The sequence below is a fragment of the Pseudomonas canadensis genome (genome assembly GCF_000503215.1).
GTDB lineage: Bacteria > Pseudomonadota > Gammaproteobacteria > Pseudomonadales > Pseudomonadaceae > Aquipseudomonas > Aquipseudomonas canadensis.
Genome location: NZ_KI628539.1, coordinates 247583 through 263224 on the forward strand (window position 1 = coordinate 247583; position 15642 = coordinate 263224).

Below are 15642 nucleotides of genomic sequence, written 5' to 3' on the forward strand. Positions count from 1 at the left end.
TCATGATCTCTACCTTGCGACGTGGCCTGCTGGTGTTGTTGGCAGCGCTGCCGCTGATGGCTAACGCTGCAGGTTCTGCCCACGACCTGGTGCAGGACACTACCAGCAAGATGCTGGCTGACCTGAAAGCCAACAAAGAACAGTACAAGCAAGACCCTTCCCGGTTTTACGAAGCACTCAACACCATTGTTGGTCCGGTGGTCGATGCTGAAGGCATTTCCAAAAGCATCATGACGGTCAAGTATTCGCGCAAAGCTACCCCTGCGCAGATGCAGACGTTCCAGGAAAACTTCAAGAAGGGCCTGTTCCAGTTCTACGGTAACGCTTTGCTTGAGTACAACAACCAGGGTATTACCGTCGCTCCAGCCGGTGACGAGTCCGGTGATCGCACCAGCGTCAACATGAGCGTCAAGGGCAACAACGGCGCCGTCTACCCGGTCCAATACACGCTGGAGAAGGTCAACGGCGAGTGGAAGCTGCGTAACGTGATCATCAACGGGATCAACATCGGCAAGCTGTTCCGTGACCAGTTCGCCGACGCCATGCAGCGCAATGGCAACGATCTGGACAAAACCATCAATGGTTGGGCCGGTGAAGTCGCCAAGGCCAAGGAAGAAACCGATAAAGCTGCCGGGAAGCCTGCGCAATGACCGAGTCGGCTGTTCGTCTAGGCGATGCCGGCGAGCTGTTCATCAGTGGCGTGTTGGACTACCGCTCCGGGCCTGACCTGCGCAAGCAGGGCCAGGCCTTGATCAAGACCAGCACTGCCCCTGCGCTGGTGCTGGATTGTTCGGCTGTGACCAAGTCCAGCAGCGTCGGCTTATCGTTGTTGCTGTGCTTCATGCGTGATGCCGAAGCGGCTAAAAAGTCCGTCAGCATCCGTGCTATGCCCGAAGACATGCGTGAAATCGCCGAAGTTTCCGGGTTGACCGAGCTGCTGGCGCATCCTTAATACACATTATTAGAGAGGCCCCCCGTCAGAGTCCTGCTATGCGGGGTTCGCAGGCGCGGGGCTTTTTTGTATGATGTGCGACCCGCGCGCACTGGGCGCCGATAGAGGTTGAGCATGCAGGCCCTAGAAGTTAAGAGCTTTCTTGAAGGAAAGCTGCCGGAAACGACCGTTGAAGTTGAAGGCGAAGGCTGCAACTTCCAGCTGAACGTGATTAGCGATGAACTGGCGGCACTCAGCCCGGTCAAGCGTCAACAGCAGATCTATGCCCATTTGAACCCGTGGATCACCGATGGCAGCATCCATGCGGTCACTATGAAATTTTTCAGCCGCGCGGCCTGGGCCGAGCGCACCTGAGCCCCCAAGGCGTCGAGATTCTTATGGATAAATTGATTATTACCGGCGGTGCCCGCCTTGATGGCGAGATTCGCATCTCCGGTGCAAAAAACTCCGCCTTGCCGATCCTGGCAGCGACCCTGCTGTGCGATGGCCCGGTCACCGTGGCCAACCTGCCGCACCTGCACGACATCACCACCATGATCGAGCTGTTCGGTCGCATGGGCATTGAGCCGGTGATCGACGAGAAACTGGCTGTCGAAATCGACCCGCGCACTATCAAGACCCTGATCGCCCCGTACGAACTGGTGAAAACCATGCGTGCGTCGATCCTGGTGCTGGGCCCGATGGTTGCTCGTTTCGGTGAAGCCGAAGTCGCCCTGCCTGGCGGTTGCGCCATCGGTTCGCGTCCGGTGGACCTGCACATCCGTGGCCTCGAAGCCATGGGCGCAGTGATCGACGTCGAAGGCGGCTACATCAAGGCCAAGGCGCCGGAAGGCGGCCTGCGTGGCGCGAATTTCTTCTTTGATACCGTCAGCGTAACCGGTACCGAGAACATCATGATGGCCGCTGCCCTGGCCAAAGGCCGCAGCGTGCTGCAGAACGCCGCGCGTGAGCCGGAAGTGGTCGACCTGGCCAACTTCCTGAACGCCATGGGTGCCAAGGTTTCCGGTGCCGGCACCGACACTATCACCATCGATGGTGTAGAGCGCCTGCACACCGCTACCTATAAGGTCATGCCAGACCGCATCGAGACCGGCACCTACCTGGTTGCCGCCGCCGTGACCGGTGGCCGCGTCAAGGTCAAGGACACCGATCCGACCATCCTGGAAGCGGTCCTGGAAAAACTGCGCGAAGCCGGTGCCGAAATCACCACCGGTGAAGACTGGATCGAGCTGAACATGCACGGCAAGCGTCCTAAAGCCGTCAACGTGCGCACCGCTCCGTACCCGGCGTTCCCGACCGACATGCAGGCGCAGTTCATCTCATTGAACGCCATTGCTGAAGGCACCGGCGCCGTGATCGAGACCATCTTCGAAAACCGCTTCATGCACGTGTACGAACTGCACCGCATGGGCGCGAAGATCCAGGTTGAAGGCAACACCGCCATCGTTACCGGCACCGAGAAACTCAAGGGCGCGCCAGTGATGGCCACCGACCTGCGGGCTTCGGCCAGCCTGGTGATCTCGGCGCTGATCGCCGAAGGCGATACCCTGATCGACCGTATCTACCACATAGACCGTGGTTACGAGTGCATTGAAGAAAAACTGCAGATGCTCGGCGCAAAAATCCGCCGCGTACCGGGCTAGTTGCTGTTTGTAGTGAGCGGGCTTGCCCCGCGCTGGAGTGCGAAGCGCTCCCAAGATTTTTAGGGCCGCTTCGCAGCCCAGCGCGGGGCAAGCCCGCTCACTACAAATTAAAAAAGCAGTATGCTGAATTTGTTTCAAATCGAGGCTGTAATGGCCTCGATCTGTGTCCGGCGCCGTTTGCGACCGGGCAGCAATAGCCTGATGAAGGACTGACGTTTCCCATGTTGACCATCGCACTGTCCAAGGGCCGCATCCTTGACGACACTTTGCCGCTTCTGGCTGAAGCGGGCATCGTGCCGACCGAGAATCCGGACAAGAGCCGCAAGCTGATCATCCCCACGACCCAGGACGACGTTCGCCTGTTGATCGTGCGGGCTACCGACGTGCCGACCTACGTTGAGCATGGCGCGGCCGACCTGGGTGTCGCCGGTAAAGACGTGTTGATGGAATACGGCGGCCAGGGCCTGTACGAGCCATTGGACCTGCGTATCGCCCTGTGCAAGTTGATGACCGCTGGCCGTGTCGGTGATGTCGAGCCCAAAGGCCGCCTGCGCGTCGCGACCAAGTTCGTCAACGTTGCCAAGCGTTACTACGCCGAACAAGGTCGTCAGGTCGACATCATCAAGCTCTACGGTTCGATGGAGCTGGCGCCGCTGATCGGCCTGGCCGACAAGATCATCGACGTGGTCGACACCGGCAACACGCTGCGTGCCAACGGTCTTGAGCCGCAAGAATTCATTGCCGACATCAGTTCCCGCCTGATCGTCAACAAAGCATCGATGAAGATGCAGCACGCCCGTATCCAGGCGTTGATCGACACCCTGCGCAAGGCAGTGGAGTCGCGACACCGCGGTTGACTTACCCGCGTAGCCGGAAGGCTGCGCCCGTCTATCCGCCTCATAGCCAGAATTCTCAGGTGCCCAAGCGGAAACGACTGCTAGTTTAGGGCGCCTGAGTTTTTGCCAATTCTATTGAGGCCCTCGCTATGACCACGTCCACTGCAATTGCCCGACTCAACGCTGCCGATCCGGATTTTGCCCATCATCTGGATCATCTGCTGAGCTGGGAAAGCGTGTCCGACGATTCGGTCAACGGGCGAGTACTCGACATCATCAAGGCCGTGCGCGAGCGCGGTGATGCGGCGCTGGTGGACTTCACCCGCCAGTTCGATGGCTTGGACGTCGCGTCGATGTCCGACCTGATCCTGCCCCGTGAACGCCTGGAACTGGCCCTGACACGCATTACTGCACCTCAGCGCGAAGCCCTGGAAATTGCGGCGGCGCGCGTGCGCAGCTACCACGAAAAACAGAAACAGGACTCCTGGAGCTACACCGAGGCCGACGGCACCGTGCTGGGCCAGAAGGTCACGCCACTCGACCGCGCTGGCCTGTACGTGCCGGGCGGCAAGGCGTCGTACCCGTCGTCGGTGTTGATGAACGCGATCCCGGCCAAAGTGGCGGGCGTGACCGAAGTAGTTATGGTGGTGCCAACCCCGCGCGGTGAAATCAACGAGCTGGTGCTGGCCGCCGCCTGCATCGCCGGTGTCGACCGCGTGTTCACCATTGGTGGCGCCCAAGCCGTCGCGGCCTTGGCTTACGGTACTGAGAGCGTGCCGAAAGTGGACAAGGTGGTCGGCCCTGGCAATATCTACGTCGCCACCGCCAAGCGTCACGTGTTCGGCCAGGTCGGTATCGACATGATCGCCGGCCCGTCGGAAATCCTCGTGGTGTGCGACGGCCAGACTGATCCGGACTGGATCGCCATGGACTTGTTCTCCCAGGCCGAGCACGACGAAGACGCCCAGGCGATCCTGGTCAGCCCGGACGCGGAATTCCTCGACCAAGTCGCCGCCAGCATCAACAAGCTGCTGCCGACCATGGACCGCGCCGAGATCATCGAGAAGTCGATCAATGGCCGTGGCGCGTTGATCCTGGTGCGTGACATGGAGCAGGCCATTGAAGTGGCCAACCGCATCGCGCCGGAGCACCTGGAGCTGTCCGTCGCCGATCCGCAAGCCTGGTTGCCGTCGATCCGCCACGCCGGTGCGATCTTCATGGGTCGCCACACCAGCGAAGCCCTGGGCGACTACTGCGCGGGCCCGAACCACGTGCTGCCGACGTCCGGCACTGCGCGTTTCTCGTCGCCGCTGGGGGTGTATGACTTCCAGAAGCGTTCGTCGATCATCTTCTGTTCGCCACAGGGTGCCTCCGAGCTGGGCAAGACCGCCTCGGTGCTGGCCCGTGGTGAGTCCCTGAGCGCTCACGCCCGTAGCGCTGAATACCGCATCCTTGAAGAGAAGGGGAACTGAGACATGAGCAAATTCTGGAGCCCTTTCGTCAAGGACCTCGTGCCTTACGTGCCCGGCGAGCAACCCAAGCTGACCAAATTGGTCAAGCTCAACACCAATGAAAACCCCTACGGCCCATCGCCCAAGGCGTTGGCCGCGATGCAGGCCGAGTTGAACGACAACCTGCGCCTGTACCCGGACCCAAACAGCGACCTGCTCAAGCAGGCGGTCGCCAAGTATTACGGGATCGATGCTGGCAAGGTGTTCCTTGGCAACGGTTCCGATGAAGTCCTCGCGCACATTTTTCACGGCCTGTTCCAGCACGATCTGCCGCTGCTGTTCCCGGATATCAGCTACAGCTTCTATCCGGTTTACTGCGGGCTCTATGGCATCAAGTCCGCTCCGGTGCCGCTGGACGAACAGTTCCAGATCCGCGTGGCGGACTACGCCAAGCCGAACGGCGGGATCATCTTCCCCAACCCGAACGCGCCCACCGGCTGCGTGCTGGCGCTGGACGCCGTGGAGCAGATCCTCAAGGCCAGCCCGGACTCGGTGGTGGTGGTCGATGAAGCCTATATCGACTTCGGCGGTGAAACCGCCATCAGCCTGGTGGACCGCTACCCGAACCTGCTGGTGACCCAGACCCTGTCCAAATCGCGCTCACTGGCCGGTTTACGGGTGGGCCTGGCCGTGGGCCATCCCGACCTGATCGAGGCGCTGGAGCGCGTCAAGAACAGCTTCAACTCCTATCCGCTGGATCGCCTGGCGATTGTCGGCGCAGCGGCGGCGTTCGAGGATCGTGAGTACTTCGAGAAGACCTGCCGATTGGTTATCGATAGCCGTGAGAAAGTCGTGGCACAGTTGGAAGCTAAAGGCTTTGAAGTGTTGCCGTCGGCAGCCAACTTCATCTTTGCCCGTCACCCACAGCATGACGCGGCGGGCCTGGCGGCCAAGTTGCGTGAGCAAGGGGTGATTGTTCGTCACTTCAAGCAGGAGCGGATTGCCCAATTCCTGCGGATCAGCATTGGCACGCCGGAGCAGAACCAGGCGCTGATCGACGGCCTCGGCCAGCTCTAAGCCACACTGAAGATCAAAAATGTGGGAGCGGGCAAGCCCGCTCCCACATTTGGTTTTGCGGCGTTAGTTACAGCAGCGGTTCGTCAGGCTTCTTGTTCTTCCAACCATCATTGCCCGGCAGCAGCAGGTTCAAACCAATCGCCACCACCGCACACAGGGCGATGCCCTTGAGGCCGAAATCATCCGGGCCGGTGCCGGTGCCGACCAGCACACCGCCAATCCCGAACACCAACGTCACCGACACGACCACCAGGTTGCGCGCCTCGCCCAGGTCGATCTTGTGGCGGATCAGCGTGTTCATGCCCACCGCAGCAATCGAACCGAACAGCAGGCACAGGATCCCGCCCATCACTGGCACGGGGATACTCTGCAGCAGTGCGCCGAACTTGCCGATGAACGCCAGGCTGATGGCAAACACCGCCGCCCAGGTCATGATTTTCGGGTTGTAGTTCTTGGTCAGCATCACCGCGCCGGTCACTTCCGCGTAGGTCGTGTTAGGTGGGCCGCCAAACAGGCCGGCGGCCGTGGTGGCAATGCCGTCGCCCAGCAGGGTGCGGTGCAGGCCGGGCTTCTTCAGGTAGTCGCGACCGGTCACGCTGCCGACCGCAATCACACCGCCGATATGCTCGATCGCCGGGGCCAGGGCCACGGGGACGATGAACAGGATCGCCTGCCAGTTGAATTCCGGCGCGGTGAAGTGGGGTAGGGCGAACCACGGTGCGGCGGCGATCTTCGCCGTGTCGACCACGCCAAAGTAGAACGACATGGCAAAACCCACCAGCACGCCGGAAATGATCGGCACCAGGCGGAAAATCCCCTTGCCGAACACCGCCACGATCAAGGTGGTCAGCAGCGCCGGCATCGAGATCAGCATCGCCGTCTGGTAATGGATCAGCTCGGTGCCGTCACCGGCTTTACCCATCGCCATGTTGGCGGCGATCGGTGCCATGGCCAGGCCGATGGAGATAATCACTGGCCCGATCACCACGGGCGGCAGCAGCCGGTCGATAAACCCGGTGCCCTTGATCTTCACGGCCAGGCCCAGGAAGGTATAAACGAAGCCGGCGGCCATCACCCCGCCCATGGTCGCCGCGAGGCCGAACTGGCCCTTGGCGAGAATGATCGGGGTGATGAATGCAAAGCTCGACGCCAGGAAGACCGGCACCTGCCGCCCTGTCACCAGCTGGAACAGCAACGTGCCCAGGCCCGCGGTGAACAGTGCGACGTTTGGATCAAGACCTGTGATCAGTGGCATCAACACCAGCGCGCCAAATGCTACGAAGAGCATTTGTGCGCCAGACAGGATCTGGCGCCAAAGCGGGTCGTTGAATTCATCCTGCATGCTCACGCGTCCTTCTGCTTGGTGCCGAAGATCTTGTCACCGGCATCGCCCAGGCCTGGGATGATGTAGCCGTGTTCGTTCAGGCGCTCGTCGATGGACGCGGTGTAGATCTGCACGTCCGGGTGGGCCTTCTCGACGGCCGCAATGCCTTCGGGCGCAGCGACGAGAACCATGGCGCGGATGTCCCGGCAACCGGCTTTTTTCAGCAGGTCGATGGTGGCAACCATGGAACTGCCGGTAGCCAGCATCGGGTCGATGATCATCGCTAGGCGCTCGTTGATTTCCGGAACGAGTTTTTCCAGGTAGGTGTGGGCTTCCAGCGTCTCTTCGTTGCGGGCTACGCCCACGGCGCTGACCTTGGCGCCAGGGATCAGGCTGAGGACGCCTTCAAGCATGCCGATACCGGCGCGCAGGATCGGGACCACGGTGATTTTCTTGCCAGCGATTTTTTCCACCTGGACGGGACCGGCCCAACCGGGGATCTCGTAGGTTTCCAGGGGTAAATCCTTGGTGGCTTCGTAAGTGAGCAACGCTCCGACTTCCTGAGCAAGCTCACGGAAGTTCTTCGTGCTAATGTCGGCGCGGCGCATAAGGCCGAGCTTGTGTCGGATCAGCGGATGGCGGATCTCGCGAGTGGGCATGGGAAAGGCTCCGGCGGCGGGCAAAAAAACCGGCCTAGATTAATCTATCCGAGGGTGTTGTCCTATAGACATCTAGTACGTTAGTCCATTAAGGCTTGCTCGGAGCGCACGAGAAGCGTACCTTCGCCCGCTTTTCTTGCCACAGCACCCCCTTGGAGAGCGCCATGTCCGCTGATCTCGAGCATATCCGTCAAATCATGCGCGAGGCTGACTGCCTGTACACTGAAGCGCAAGTCGAAGAGGCGATCGCCAAGGTCGGCGCGCACATCACCCGCGAAATGGCCGACACCAACCCGGTGGTCTTCTGCGTGATGAACGGTGGCCTGATCTTCGCCGGCAAATTGCTGACCCACCTGCAATTCCCGCTGGAGGCCTCCTACCTGCACGCCACCCGCTATCGCAACGAAACCAGCGGCGGCGACCTGTTCTGGAAAGCCAAGCCGGAAGTCTCGTTCATCGACCGCGACGTGCTGATCATCGACGACATCCTCGATGAAGGCCACACCCTGGGCGCGATCATCGACTTCTGCAAGCACGCTGGCGCGCGCAAAGTGCACACAGCCGTATTGATCGACAAAGAGCACGACCGCAAAGCTCGCCCAGACCTGAAGGCTGATTATGTCGGCCTGCCGTGCATCGACCGCTACATCTTCGGTTACGGCATGGACTACAAAGGTTACTGGCGCAATGCCAACGGGATCTACGCCGTCAAAGGGATGTAAGCGATGACCCGTTTTCTTGATCAGACGCTGTTTGCCGAGCTGGCCGAGAAAGCGGGCGCGAGCCCTCGTGGCCGCCACCATCACAATTTCCATCAGATGGAAGAGCCCTGCCATCGCCTGGCGGTGGGCCTGCAACCGGACACCTACGTGCCGCCTCACCGGCACCTGAGCGCGGACAAGGCGGAAACCTTGCTGGTGCTGCAGGGCCGTTTGGGTTTGCTGGTGTTCAGCGAAACGGGCGAAGTGCTCGCCAAGCGTGTGATGCAGGCCGGTGGTGAATGCGCCGGCGTCGATCTTCCGCCCGGTGTATTCCACGGTTTGGTGGTGCTGGAGCCCGACACCGTTATGTTCGAGTGCAAGGCTGGGCCCTATCGTCCGGTGGGCGAAGGCGAATTGGCCGACTGGGCCCCCCGCGAAGGCGATGCCGGCGTGGCCGAGTATCAACGCTGGATGCTTGACCAGTTCGATTGAGCTACAGTGCTGGGCCCATCTTGCCGGAGCGGCCCATGAGCCTGTTGATACGCACCTGCGCCGCCCTGGCGCTGACCCTCAGCCTGCCGCTGGCCGCGGCGCCTGCACCGATGCACAGCCAGTTCCTGCCCTCGGACGACCTGAGCCTGCGCGCCGAAGCGCCGGATCAGCAGCAATTGCTGCAAGTCACCGAGTACGCGGTGGTGGTGGGCAACCAGCGCCAGTCCAGCCAGCAGCCGATCCCGGTGACCTCGCCGCTGATGATCCGCCTCAAGGGTAAGCCCCTGAACAAAGGTGCGACCATCGCCCAAGTGGTGCTCAATTTCGACGCCGAAAGCAAAAGCCTGAAAAAGCCGGCCTACGATGACAAGAGTAAAACCCTGACCTTGTCCTACCCGGTGGCCCAATACCGCGTGATTGTCGACCTGCTGCGCAATGACGCCGTGTATGTGCAGTTTCTCAGTTATGCCAACGGGCATATCTGGGCGGATCTGCACACGGGTGCTGTAAAGGCCAGGTAGCCCCGCCTACACAAGCCTGCGCCTCGCAGGTAGACTTCAAACCCCGTGTAAATGTCTGCAGGCTGGAGTCGGTAATGCGTAAAGATAAGAAACAGGTGATTGGTGACGAGATCGGCGACGATCAGATCAAGTTGTTCCTGGACTTCGAGCCGGTCGACGCGACTTCACCGTCCCTGCACAAACTGATCAAGGCCTACCGTGGCCTGCGTATCGACGACTTCGAACGGTTCCTGGGCTTCTTCAAGGAAGCCGGCCTTGACCTCGACGGCAAGGATGAACATGGCCAGACCTTTGTCGATCTGATCAAGGACCAGCGTAATGCCGCCGAGTACATCGAGCTGATCGATAACGCCCGCGGCTGATTATCCTAGACACACAAAAACGCCCCGCTCTCATCATGAGATCGGGGCGTTTTTTATGGCGTCACGACCTCAAGCGTAGCTTTCGGTCTCGGCGGCAGGTGCCACCAGCTCAAGGCTGATGTTGTTCTGCGTGTTGATCTTGCGATACAGCTCGGCATCCGTCTCCAGGACCTTTTCCCGCGCCGGGAAAATTTCCTGCAACTTGGCGGCCCATTCACCCGCCGCTTTGCTTGGGAAGCACTTCTCGATCAGTTCCAGCATGATCGAAACGGTCACCGAGGCACCTGGGGATGCACCCAGCAGGGCGGCCAACGAACCGTCTTTGGCCGCGACCAGCTCGGTGCCAAATTGCAGCACGCCACCTTTCTTCGGATCTTTCTTGATGATCTGCACCCGTTGGCCGGCCACTTCCAGGCGCCAGTCTTCGGCTTTCGCCTCAGGGTAGAAGCGGCGTAGGGATTCCAGGCGCTGTTCCATCGACTGGCGCACTTCGCTGACCAGGTACTTGGTCAGGTCCATGTTGTCGCGGGCCACGGCGAGCATCGGGCCGATGTTGCCGGCGCGAATCGACATCGGCAGGTCGAGGAACGAGCCGTGTTTGAGGAACTTGGTCGTAAAGCCGGCGTATGGCCCGAACAACAGGGACTTCTTGCCGTCCACCACACGGGTGTCCAAGTGCGGCACGGACATCGGCGGCGAACCCACGGCGGCCTGGCTGTAGACCTTGGCCTGGTGGTGCTTGACCACTTCCGGGTTGTCGCAACGCAGCCACTGGCCGCTGACCGGGAAGCCGCCAAAACCTTTGCTTTCTTCGATGCCCGAGGCCTGCAGCAGCGGCAGTGCTGCGCCACCGGCGCCGAGGAACACGAACTTGGCGTCCACTTCACGGCTGTTGCCGCTGTTGACGTCCTTGATGCTCACGGTCCAGCCCGCGCCGTTGCGCTTGAGGCCGGTGACGCGCTTGCAATACTTGACCTGGGCGTCGGGCGAGCTGGTCAGGTGGCCGAGCAATTGGTTGGTCAGTGCGCCGAAGTTGACGTCGGTGCCGTTCATGACACGGGTGGCCGCGATTTTTTCGTCGAGCGGGCGGCCCGGCATCATCAGCGGCATCCACTCGGCCATTTCGCTACGGTCTTCGGTGTAGTGCATGTCCGAAAACGCGTGGTGCTGGCTGAGGGATTCAAAGCGCTTCTTGAGGAAAGACACGCCTTTGTCGCCCTGCACGAAGCTCAGGTGCGGCACCGGGCTGATAAAGGATTTCGACGAGCCAAACGTGCCCTTTTTAGTCAGGTACGCCCAGAATTGCTTCGACACCTCGAACTGGGTGTTGATGTGCACGGCTTTCTTGATGTCGATGGAGCCATCGGCGGCCTGGGGTGTGTAGTTCAGTTCACACAGCCCGGCGTGGCCGGTCCCGGCGTTGTTCCACGGGTTGGAACTTTCCGCGGCACCCGAATCCATCAGCTCAACGACTTCCAGCTTGAGACCGGGGTCGAGCTCTTTGAGCAGTACGGCCAGGGTGGCACTCATGATGCCGGCCCCTACCAGTACTACGTCGACTGCTTCGTTATGCGCCATTTAACGCGTCTCCAAAATCTGCAGCACCAAATTGACGGCATGGCTGCCAGGAGTGACGGGGCGGTTCACGTGTTGCCCCAGGTTACCCATGGCCAGGATCGCCATGTCCGATTCGCAATTCTTTGCATGTTCAGCGCACGCTTCCTGCCGGGCTAATCTGCCTATGAACGCATTCATGGGCGCCTGTGGCAATTCGACTTATGGTCAAAGCGTGCGATTCGTGCAACCAATCCGTAGCGGACAGGCTCAAGCTCCGGTTTTTAAGGCGTGCTCGGTCCTGTGTGGTTGGGCTGTTCCAGACGCTGATGGTGCTTGTACAAACGCCAAACTATTCATTTGCTCGCCACACTCTTGTGAAGTTGTGAAAACCCGTTTTTTCACGCTCTTTTGAAGACGTGAACCTCAAAAAAGGGCTGCCCCAGCTTGGCACCTGGCCCCTAGCCGACACGCGGCAAAACGGGCAAACAACTCAAGTGGCCGAGCGCAATGGCAGCTCTGGCAGATTCGGTAAAGGCGGGTGGTTTGCAAAGAAAACAGCAAGCGCGCCAGCTTCACTCGATCTGTGTGGGCGGCTCTCTGTGGGCGATTGGGGGGTTAGTGCCGAGGCATTAACGATGCTGCGAGGCCCGATCAGGAGACGTCCTTATAATCGGGGGGAGATTGTAGCGAAGAACGCCAAGGAAATGGGCGTGTTTTATGACTTTTATTAGGTGTTCGGTCAGGCGGCCAACGGCTGGTGCCGGGGCGACCGCGCAGGACGCGGGCTGACGCGGGCACGGGCCGGCAATGGGTGGTGCATCCAGCTCAGGCGGATTTCATCGATTTCCACCCAACCGTCACCTACAGGAGGCTGGCTGCATTCTTTGAAGGCCTGGCAACGACCTTGCGCATCCAGCAGGGCGAACTGGCGAAGGGCGGGCTTGCGCGTAAACAGTGACCAGAGAAAATGCATGGTGTCAGACCTCCTGAGATTGGGGCCAAGCTTGCCTGTCGGGCATGACGAGCCTGTGTATCAGTCGTGACATATCAGTGACATCGAACCGCTAGAGTCCACGCGGGTCTCAGGTTGTAACTGGCGCTAGTTCCCGGCACAGGCGCACCGCTATACTGCCGGCCTGTCGGACCCTGATTTCTGGAGAGAAAAGCATGTTGCAACGCCTGTTGTTCGGTTTGATCACTGTGACCAGTTTGACCCTGGTTGGCTGCGCCAACAGCCCGCAACAACTGACCCCGGAACCGAAGATCACCACGCAGCTGGCCCCTGTGGGCCACGGCCAGCCGGTGTCGGTGCGTGTGGTGGATGGTCGTCCGTCACCAACCCTCGGCTCGCGCGGTGGCTTGTACCCGGAAACTGCTCTGGTTTCGGTGAATGCCCAGGATGTGCTGCCCAAGTTGCAGGCCCAGGCTGAAGCCGCCGTGCGTTTGCTGGGTTTCACCCCAAGCCCCAACGCGCCGGGTGCGCCGCAGCTGACCATCACCCTGGCTGAACTGAAGTATCAGTCGCCTAAAGACGGCCTGTACGTGACCGAAGCGTCCATCGGCGCGACCTTCAAGTCCGATGTCAGCGCCGGTACCCGTCGCTACAGCGGTCGCTACGGCGCGTCCCTGAACCAGCGTTTCGGCATGTCGCCGAACCAGGAAACCAACACCAAGCTGGTCAGCGACGTCCTCAGCGATGCGTTGACCCGCCTGTTCAAGGACCCAAGCATCGGTTCCTTGCTCAGCTCGCAATAACCGATTCAACAAAAAGCCGGGCTCAGTGATGAGCCCGGCTTTTTTTCGTCTCCAGTTTCACGCGGCGGTGTCGATACAGAAATCCAGCAAGCTCACCCCTGTCAGCAGATCGGTCTCCGGCAGGTCCGCATGCTGGTGGCCGCCGAGGGCGCAATACACCAGCCAGTGGCGGTCCTGGACGTTGAAGGCCAGGCCGCCAACCAGTGCTTCTTGCTCATCACTTTGTGTGATCAGGTACAGCCGATCCTGGTTTTGCGCGTGCAGCATGACAAGCTCCTAAGCGTCGAAGGGCAACAGAGTGGCTTGTTAAGGTGACGTTCAGGTGACGGCGTAAATTACTGGATACATTAGCCGTCAATGGAGGAGGGAGCATTTACGGCGCCGGAGGCCACTATCGTTCAGGTTTGTATCTGAACCGATACCAAAATACTGTTCTACCGAGGTTTGCGATGGCGCTGCCTGCCCTTTTTATCAACGTTGTTGCGTTAGCCGTGGCCTGCCCGGGGGCTGCGCTGCTGTTCATAACCCGCCTGCGCGAACAGCGCGCAATGGCCGACCTGACCGCGCAAGGTGAAGACCGCGGAATCGACCAACCGATGTTGTTTCTGGATGTGCGCACCGAGCGGGCGCATCGTCTGGCTTACCGAATTGGGTTCGCCTGTCTTGGGCTGGCGCTGGCCATCTCCTGGCTCAGCACCCGCCTCTAAAACGCCACAACACAAAGGTGGGAGCGGGCTTGCTCGCGAATGCGGTGTATCAGTCAATTATGTATCGACTGACATTCCGCATTCGCGAGCAAGCCCGCTCCCACATTTTTTTCAGTGTTTACAAAGGTATTCCGGCTTTAACTCGATACTGATTACGCACCGGTGTTGCATATTGCACCACCAGAAACGGTCGGTGCTCGGCCGGGCATTCGTTCAAGCGCCGCTCCCACTCCGCTTTGGCCTTGGCCAGTTCGTCCGCCGGGAACACTTCGGCGGCGGTCGGCACCTGCAATTGCGGGTCGGCATCGCTCCACTGGGCGTAGGCCAGGTAATGCACCGGGAACAAGCGGTATCCGCCGAGAATCTGCCGGTCCATTTCTGCCGCCAGCAGCTTGGTGTCTTCGAAGCGCTCGGTGATCGGCGGTGCGAAGTTGATGTGCACCCGACCTTTGTAGCCGGTGATACCGAGGGCGATGCTCACGTCGTCCTCGCCCGGTGCCTTGCTGTAGGTGCCGGTGGTGGCGCGGATGTAGAGTTCGCGGGCCTTGGCGGTATCGCACGGGTCATATTCGTAGCTGATGGACACCGGCGTCAGGTTCAACGACTGGATTACCTCGGCAAACGGCTCATCCTTGCGGCTGACATGGAACATCTTGAGGATCGCTGATTCGGTGCGATCATCCCCATCCTTGGCGCGGCCTTCAGCCTGGGCGATCCAGATCGACGCCCCGTCGTTGCGGATCGAATGGTTGATATAGGCCGACAGCAGGTTGAATGCCGCCATCTTTTCCTTTCGCCCGGTGATCGAGCGGTGCACGATAAAGCTCTTGTTCAGGCGCATCAGGTCGCTGACGAACGGCTTTTGCAGCAGGTTGTCGCCAATGGCGATGCGCGGCGTCGGCAGGCCGGCGTGGTATACGGCGTAGTTGACGAAGGCCGGGTCCATCACGATATCGCGGTGGTTGGCCAGGAACAGGTAAGCCGTGCCGGACCTGAGCTGCTCGACGCCCGTGTAGGTCACGCCGTCGGTCGCCCGGTCAATGGTGTGGTCGACGTAATACTCGACTTTGTCCTGCAGCGTGGCCACGGTGGTGACGCCGGCAAACTCACGGCGCAATTTGCGGGCGATCATCGGCTTGAGCAGCCAGCCCAGGGCGCCGGCAAAGCGCGGGAAGCGGAAGTGGGTCAGGATGTCCAGAAAGGCCTTGTCACTGAACAGACGTGCCAGCACTGCCGGGACTTCGCTGTCGTTGTAAGGTCGGATGGTATCGAATTCGCCCATCATGCTCTCTTGTTAGAAACGGCTAGGGTAAGTAAAGGAAATGCCAGGGTGCGGACTGAGGAATGGCCCAGCCGGAAATAGCCCTGTAAATAGACCGGCGATTATACGCACAAGTCACCTTGGAGGCTGCGATGCTGGAAAACGCTACGTACGATTGTCCTTATTGCGGTGAAGTGGTCGAGACAACCGTGGATTTGTCTGGCGGTGACCAGACGTATATTGAAGACTGCCAGGTCTGTTGCCGGCCAATCACTTTCGATCTGCAGGTGCATGGTCACGAGTGGATGCTCGAAACCCGAAGCGAAGACGAATAACGGATACAT

General features: G+C 60.2%; 20 protein-coding genes. 14 read left to right on the forward strand and 6 right to left on the reverse strand.

The genetic code is table 11. From position 1 onward, the window contains the following. Window positions 1–2 precede the first annotated feature (2 nt). The 7 genes from U367_RS0123880 to hisC all read left to right on the forward strand — a co-directional run bounded on the left by U367_RS0123880 (window position 3) and on the right by hisC (window position 5959). Window positions 3–650 carry an MlaC/ttg2D family ABC transporter substrate-binding protein gene (locus tag U367_RS0123880; protein WP_028618863.1) on the forward strand — a complete coding sequence of 216 codons (648 nt, stop codon included), beginning with the start codon at window positions 3–5 and terminating at the stop codon, window positions 648–650. Beyond that, the gene (locus U367_RS0123885) at window positions 647–952 is read left to right on the forward strand and encodes an STAS domain-containing protein (RefSeq protein WP_028618864.1); all 306 of its coding nucleotides are present in this window, start codon (window positions 647–649) and stop codon (window positions 950–952) included. Before U367_RS0123880 ends, U367_RS0123885 begins: the two co-directional genes overlap by 4 nt. A 114-nt stretch (window positions 953–1066) precedes the next feature. Beyond that, window positions 1067–1306 carry a BolA family protein gene (locus U367_RS0123890; RefSeq protein WP_003188597.1) on the forward strand — a complete coding sequence of 80 codons (240 nt, stop codon included), beginning with the start codon at window positions 1067–1069 and terminating at the stop codon, window positions 1304–1306. Window positions 1307–1329: 23 nt separating this feature from the next. Then, window positions 1330–2595, forward strand: a complete 1266-nt coding sequence (murA, locus tag U367_RS0123895; RefSeq protein ID WP_010213103.1) for a UDP-N-acetylglucosamine 1-carboxyvinyltransferase — start codon at window positions 1330–1332, stop codon at window positions 2593–2595. 221 nt (window positions 2596–2816) lie between these two features. Next, the gene (gene hisG / locus U367_RS0123900) at window positions 2817–3452 is read left to right on the forward strand and encodes an ATP phosphoribosyltransferase (protein WP_010213102.1); all 636 of its coding nucleotides are present in this window, start codon (window positions 2817–2819) and stop codon (window positions 3450–3452) included. Between the two features lie 128 nt (window positions 3453–3580). Then, window positions 3581–4903, forward strand: coding sequence for a histidinol dehydrogenase (hisD, locus tag U367_RS0123905; RefSeq protein WP_028618865.1), 1323 nt, complete (start codon window positions 3581–3583; stop codon window positions 4901–4903). A 3-nt stretch (window positions 4904–4906) separates the two neighbouring features. Next, window positions 4907–5959: a histidinol-phosphate transaminase gene (gene hisC / locus U367_RS0123910; RefSeq protein ID WP_028618866.1), complete on the forward strand. Its 1053-nt coding sequence runs from the start codon at window positions 4907–4909 to the stop codon at window positions 5957–5959. A gap of 67 nt (window positions 5960–6026) precedes the next feature. Here the strand turns inward: hisC and U367_RS0123915 are convergent, their stop codons facing one another. Next, window positions 6027–7301, reverse strand: a complete 1275-nt coding sequence (locus U367_RS0123915) for a uracil-xanthine permease family protein (RefSeq protein ID WP_028618867.1) — start codon at window positions 7299–7301, stop codon at window positions 6027–6029. A 2-nt stretch (window positions 7302–7303) separates the two neighbouring features. Beyond that, window positions 7304–7942, reverse strand: coding sequence for a uracil phosphoribosyltransferase (gene upp / locus U367_RS0123920; RefSeq protein WP_010213094.1), 639 nt, complete (start codon window positions 7940–7942; stop codon window positions 7304–7306). A gap of 164 nt (window positions 7943–8106) precedes the next feature. Here upp and U367_RS0123925 point away from each other — a divergent pair, with 164 nt between their 5' ends. The 4 genes from U367_RS0123925 (at window position 8107) to U367_RS0123940 (ending at window position 10018) form a co-directional block, all read left to right on the forward strand. Next, window positions 8107–8664, forward strand: coding sequence for a hypoxanthine-guanine phosphoribosyltransferase (locus U367_RS0123925; RefSeq protein WP_028618868.1), 558 nt, complete (start codon window positions 8107–8109; stop codon window positions 8662–8664). 3 nt (window positions 8665–8667) lie between these two features. Continuing rightward, window positions 8668–9135 (forward strand): WbuC family cupin fold metalloprotein, encoded by a 468-nt coding sequence (locus tag U367_RS0123930; protein ID WP_028618869.1) that lies wholly within the window; start codon window positions 8668–8670, stop codon window positions 9133–9135. Between the two features lie 35 nt (window positions 9136–9170). Further along, window positions 9171–9656, forward strand: coding sequence for a hypothetical protein (locus U367_RS0123935; protein ID WP_028618870.1), 486 nt, complete (start codon window positions 9171–9173; stop codon window positions 9654–9656). A 74-nt stretch (window positions 9657–9730) separates the two neighbouring features. Beyond that, a complete protein-coding gene (locus U367_RS0123940) occupies window positions 9731–10018 on the forward strand; it encodes a PA4642 family protein (RefSeq protein WP_003188614.1) in 288 nt (95 codons plus the stop codon). Between the two features lie 69 nt (window positions 10019–10087). Here the strand turns inward: U367_RS0123940 and mqo are convergent, their stop codons facing one another. Both mqo and U367_RS0123955 read right to left on the reverse strand, forming a co-directional pair. Further along, window positions 10088–11596: a malate dehydrogenase (quinone) gene (gene mqo, locus U367_RS0123945; protein WP_028618871.1), complete on the reverse strand. Its 1509-nt coding sequence runs from the start codon at window positions 11594–11596 to the stop codon at window positions 10088–10090. A 718-nt stretch (window positions 11597–12314) separates the two neighbouring features. Beyond that, the gene (locus tag U367_RS0123955; protein WP_010213085.1) at window positions 12315–12548 is read right to left on the reverse strand and encodes a hypothetical protein; all 234 of its coding nucleotides are present in this window, start codon (window positions 12546–12548) and stop codon (window positions 12315–12317) included. Between the two features lie 194 nt (window positions 12549–12742). On the opposite strand from U367_RS0123955, the gene U367_RS0123960 reads away from it, so the two are divergent. Beyond that, window positions 12743–13330 carry a YajG family lipoprotein gene (locus U367_RS0123960; protein WP_028618872.1) on the forward strand — a complete coding sequence of 196 codons (588 nt, stop codon included), beginning with the start codon at window positions 12743–12745 and terminating at the stop codon, window positions 13328–13330. 57 nt (window positions 13331–13387) lie between these two features. On the opposite strand, the gene U367_RS0123965 is transcribed toward U367_RS0123960, so the two are convergent. Next, window positions 13388–13597 carry a hypothetical protein gene (locus U367_RS0123965; protein ID WP_016978307.1) on the reverse strand — a complete coding sequence of 70 codons (210 nt, stop codon included), beginning with the start codon at window positions 13595–13597 and terminating at the stop codon, window positions 13388–13390. Window positions 13598–13779: 182 nt separating this feature from the next. Between U367_RS0123965 and U367_RS0123970 the strand changes: the two genes are divergently transcribed. Continuing rightward, a complete protein-coding gene (locus tag U367_RS0123970; RefSeq protein WP_028618873.1) occupies window positions 13780–14037 on the forward strand; it encodes a GNAT family N-acetyltransferase in 258 nt (85 codons plus the stop codon). A gap of 118 nt (window positions 14038–14155) precedes the next feature. Here U367_RS0123970 and U367_RS0123975 read toward each other — a convergent pair whose 3' ends face one another. After that, window positions 14156–15319: a 1-acyl-sn-glycerol-3-phosphate acyltransferase gene (locus tag U367_RS0123975; RefSeq protein ID WP_028618874.1), complete on the reverse strand. Its 1164-nt coding sequence runs from the start codon at window positions 15317–15319 to the stop codon at window positions 14156–14158. Between the two features lie 131 nt (window positions 15320–15450). Here U367_RS0123975 and U367_RS0123980 point away from each other — a divergent pair, with 131 nt between their 5' ends. Then, window positions 15451–15633 (forward strand): CPXCG motif-containing cysteine-rich protein, encoded by a 183-nt coding sequence (locus U367_RS0123980; RefSeq protein ID WP_028618875.1) that lies wholly within the window; start codon window positions 15451–15453, stop codon window positions 15631–15633. The last annotated feature ends 9 nt before the right edge of the window (window positions 15634–15642 follow it).

What these genes read in the sequence shown, in the direction of transcription:
- U367_RS0123880 (WP_028618863.1), top strand. Translation starts at nt 3, where the DNA reads ATGATCTCTACCTTGCGACGTGGCCTGCTGGTGTTGTTGGCAGCGCTG.
- U367_RS0123885 (WP_028618864.1), top strand. Translation starts at nt 647, where the DNA reads ATGACCGAGTCGGCTGTTCGTCTAGGCGATGCCGGCGAGCTGTTCATC.
- U367_RS0123890 (WP_003188597.1), top strand. Translation starts at nt 1,067, where the DNA reads ATGCAGGCCCTAGAAGTTAAGAGCTTTCTTGAAGGAAAGCTGCCGGAA.
- murA (WP_010213103.1), top strand. Translation starts at nt 1,330, where the DNA reads ATGGATAAATTGATTATTACCGGCGGTGCCCGCCTTGATGGCGAGATT.
- hisG (WP_010213102.1), top strand. Translation starts at nt 2,817, where the DNA reads ATGTTGACCATCGCACTGTCCAAGGGCCGCATCCTTGACGACACTTTG.
- hisD (WP_028618865.1), top strand. Translation starts at nt 3,581, where the DNA reads ATGACCACGTCCACTGCAATTGCCCGACTCAACGCTGCCGATCCGGAT.
- hisC (WP_028618866.1), top strand. Translation starts at nt 4,907, where the DNA reads ATGAGCAAATTCTGGAGCCCTTTCGTCAAGGACCTCGTGCCTTACGTG.
- U367_RS0123915 (WP_028618867.1), bottom strand. Translation starts at nt 7,301, where the DNA reads ATGCAGGATGAATTCAACGACCCGCTTTGGCGCCAGATCCTGTCTGGC.
- upp (WP_010213094.1), bottom strand. Translation starts at nt 7,942, where the DNA reads ATGCCCACTCGCGAGATCCGCCATCCGCTGATCCGACACAAGCTCGGC.
- U367_RS0123925 (WP_028618868.1), top strand. Translation starts at nt 8,107, where the DNA reads ATGTCCGCTGATCTCGAGCATATCCGTCAAATCATGCGCGAGGCTGAC.
- U367_RS0123930 (WP_028618869.1), top strand. Translation starts at nt 8,668, where the DNA reads ATGACCCGTTTTCTTGATCAGACGCTGTTTGCCGAGCTGGCCGAGAAA.
- U367_RS0123935 (WP_028618870.1), top strand. Translation starts at nt 9,171, where the DNA reads ATGAGCCTGTTGATACGCACCTGCGCCGCCCTGGCGCTGACCCTCAGC.
- U367_RS0123940 (WP_003188614.1), top strand. Translation starts at nt 9,731, where the DNA reads ATGCGTAAAGATAAGAAACAGGTGATTGGTGACGAGATCGGCGACGAT.
- mqo (WP_028618871.1), bottom strand. Translation starts at nt 11,596, where the DNA reads ATGGCGCATAACGAAGCAGTCGACGTAGTACTGGTAGGGGCCGGCATC.
- U367_RS0123955 (WP_010213085.1), bottom strand. Translation starts at nt 12,548, where the DNA reads ATGCATTTTCTCTGGTCACTGTTTACGCGCAAGCCCGCCCTTCGCCAG.
- U367_RS0123960 (WP_028618872.1), top strand. Translation starts at nt 12,743, where the DNA reads ATGTTGCAACGCCTGTTGTTCGGTTTGATCACTGTGACCAGTTTGACC.
- U367_RS0123965 (WP_016978307.1), bottom strand. Translation starts at nt 13,597, where the DNA reads ATGCTGCACGCGCAAAACCAGGATCGGCTGTACCTGATCACACAAAGT.
- U367_RS0123970 (WP_028618873.1), top strand. Translation starts at nt 13,780, where the DNA reads ATGGCGCTGCCTGCCCTTTTTATCAACGTTGTTGCGTTAGCCGTGGCC.
- U367_RS0123975 (WP_028618874.1), bottom strand. Translation starts at nt 15,319, where the DNA reads ATGGGCGAATTCGATACCATCCGACCTTACAACGACAGCGAAGTCCCG.
- U367_RS0123980 (WP_028618875.1), top strand. Translation starts at nt 15,451, where the DNA reads ATGCTGGAAAACGCTACGTACGATTGTCCTTATTGCGGTGAAGTGGTC.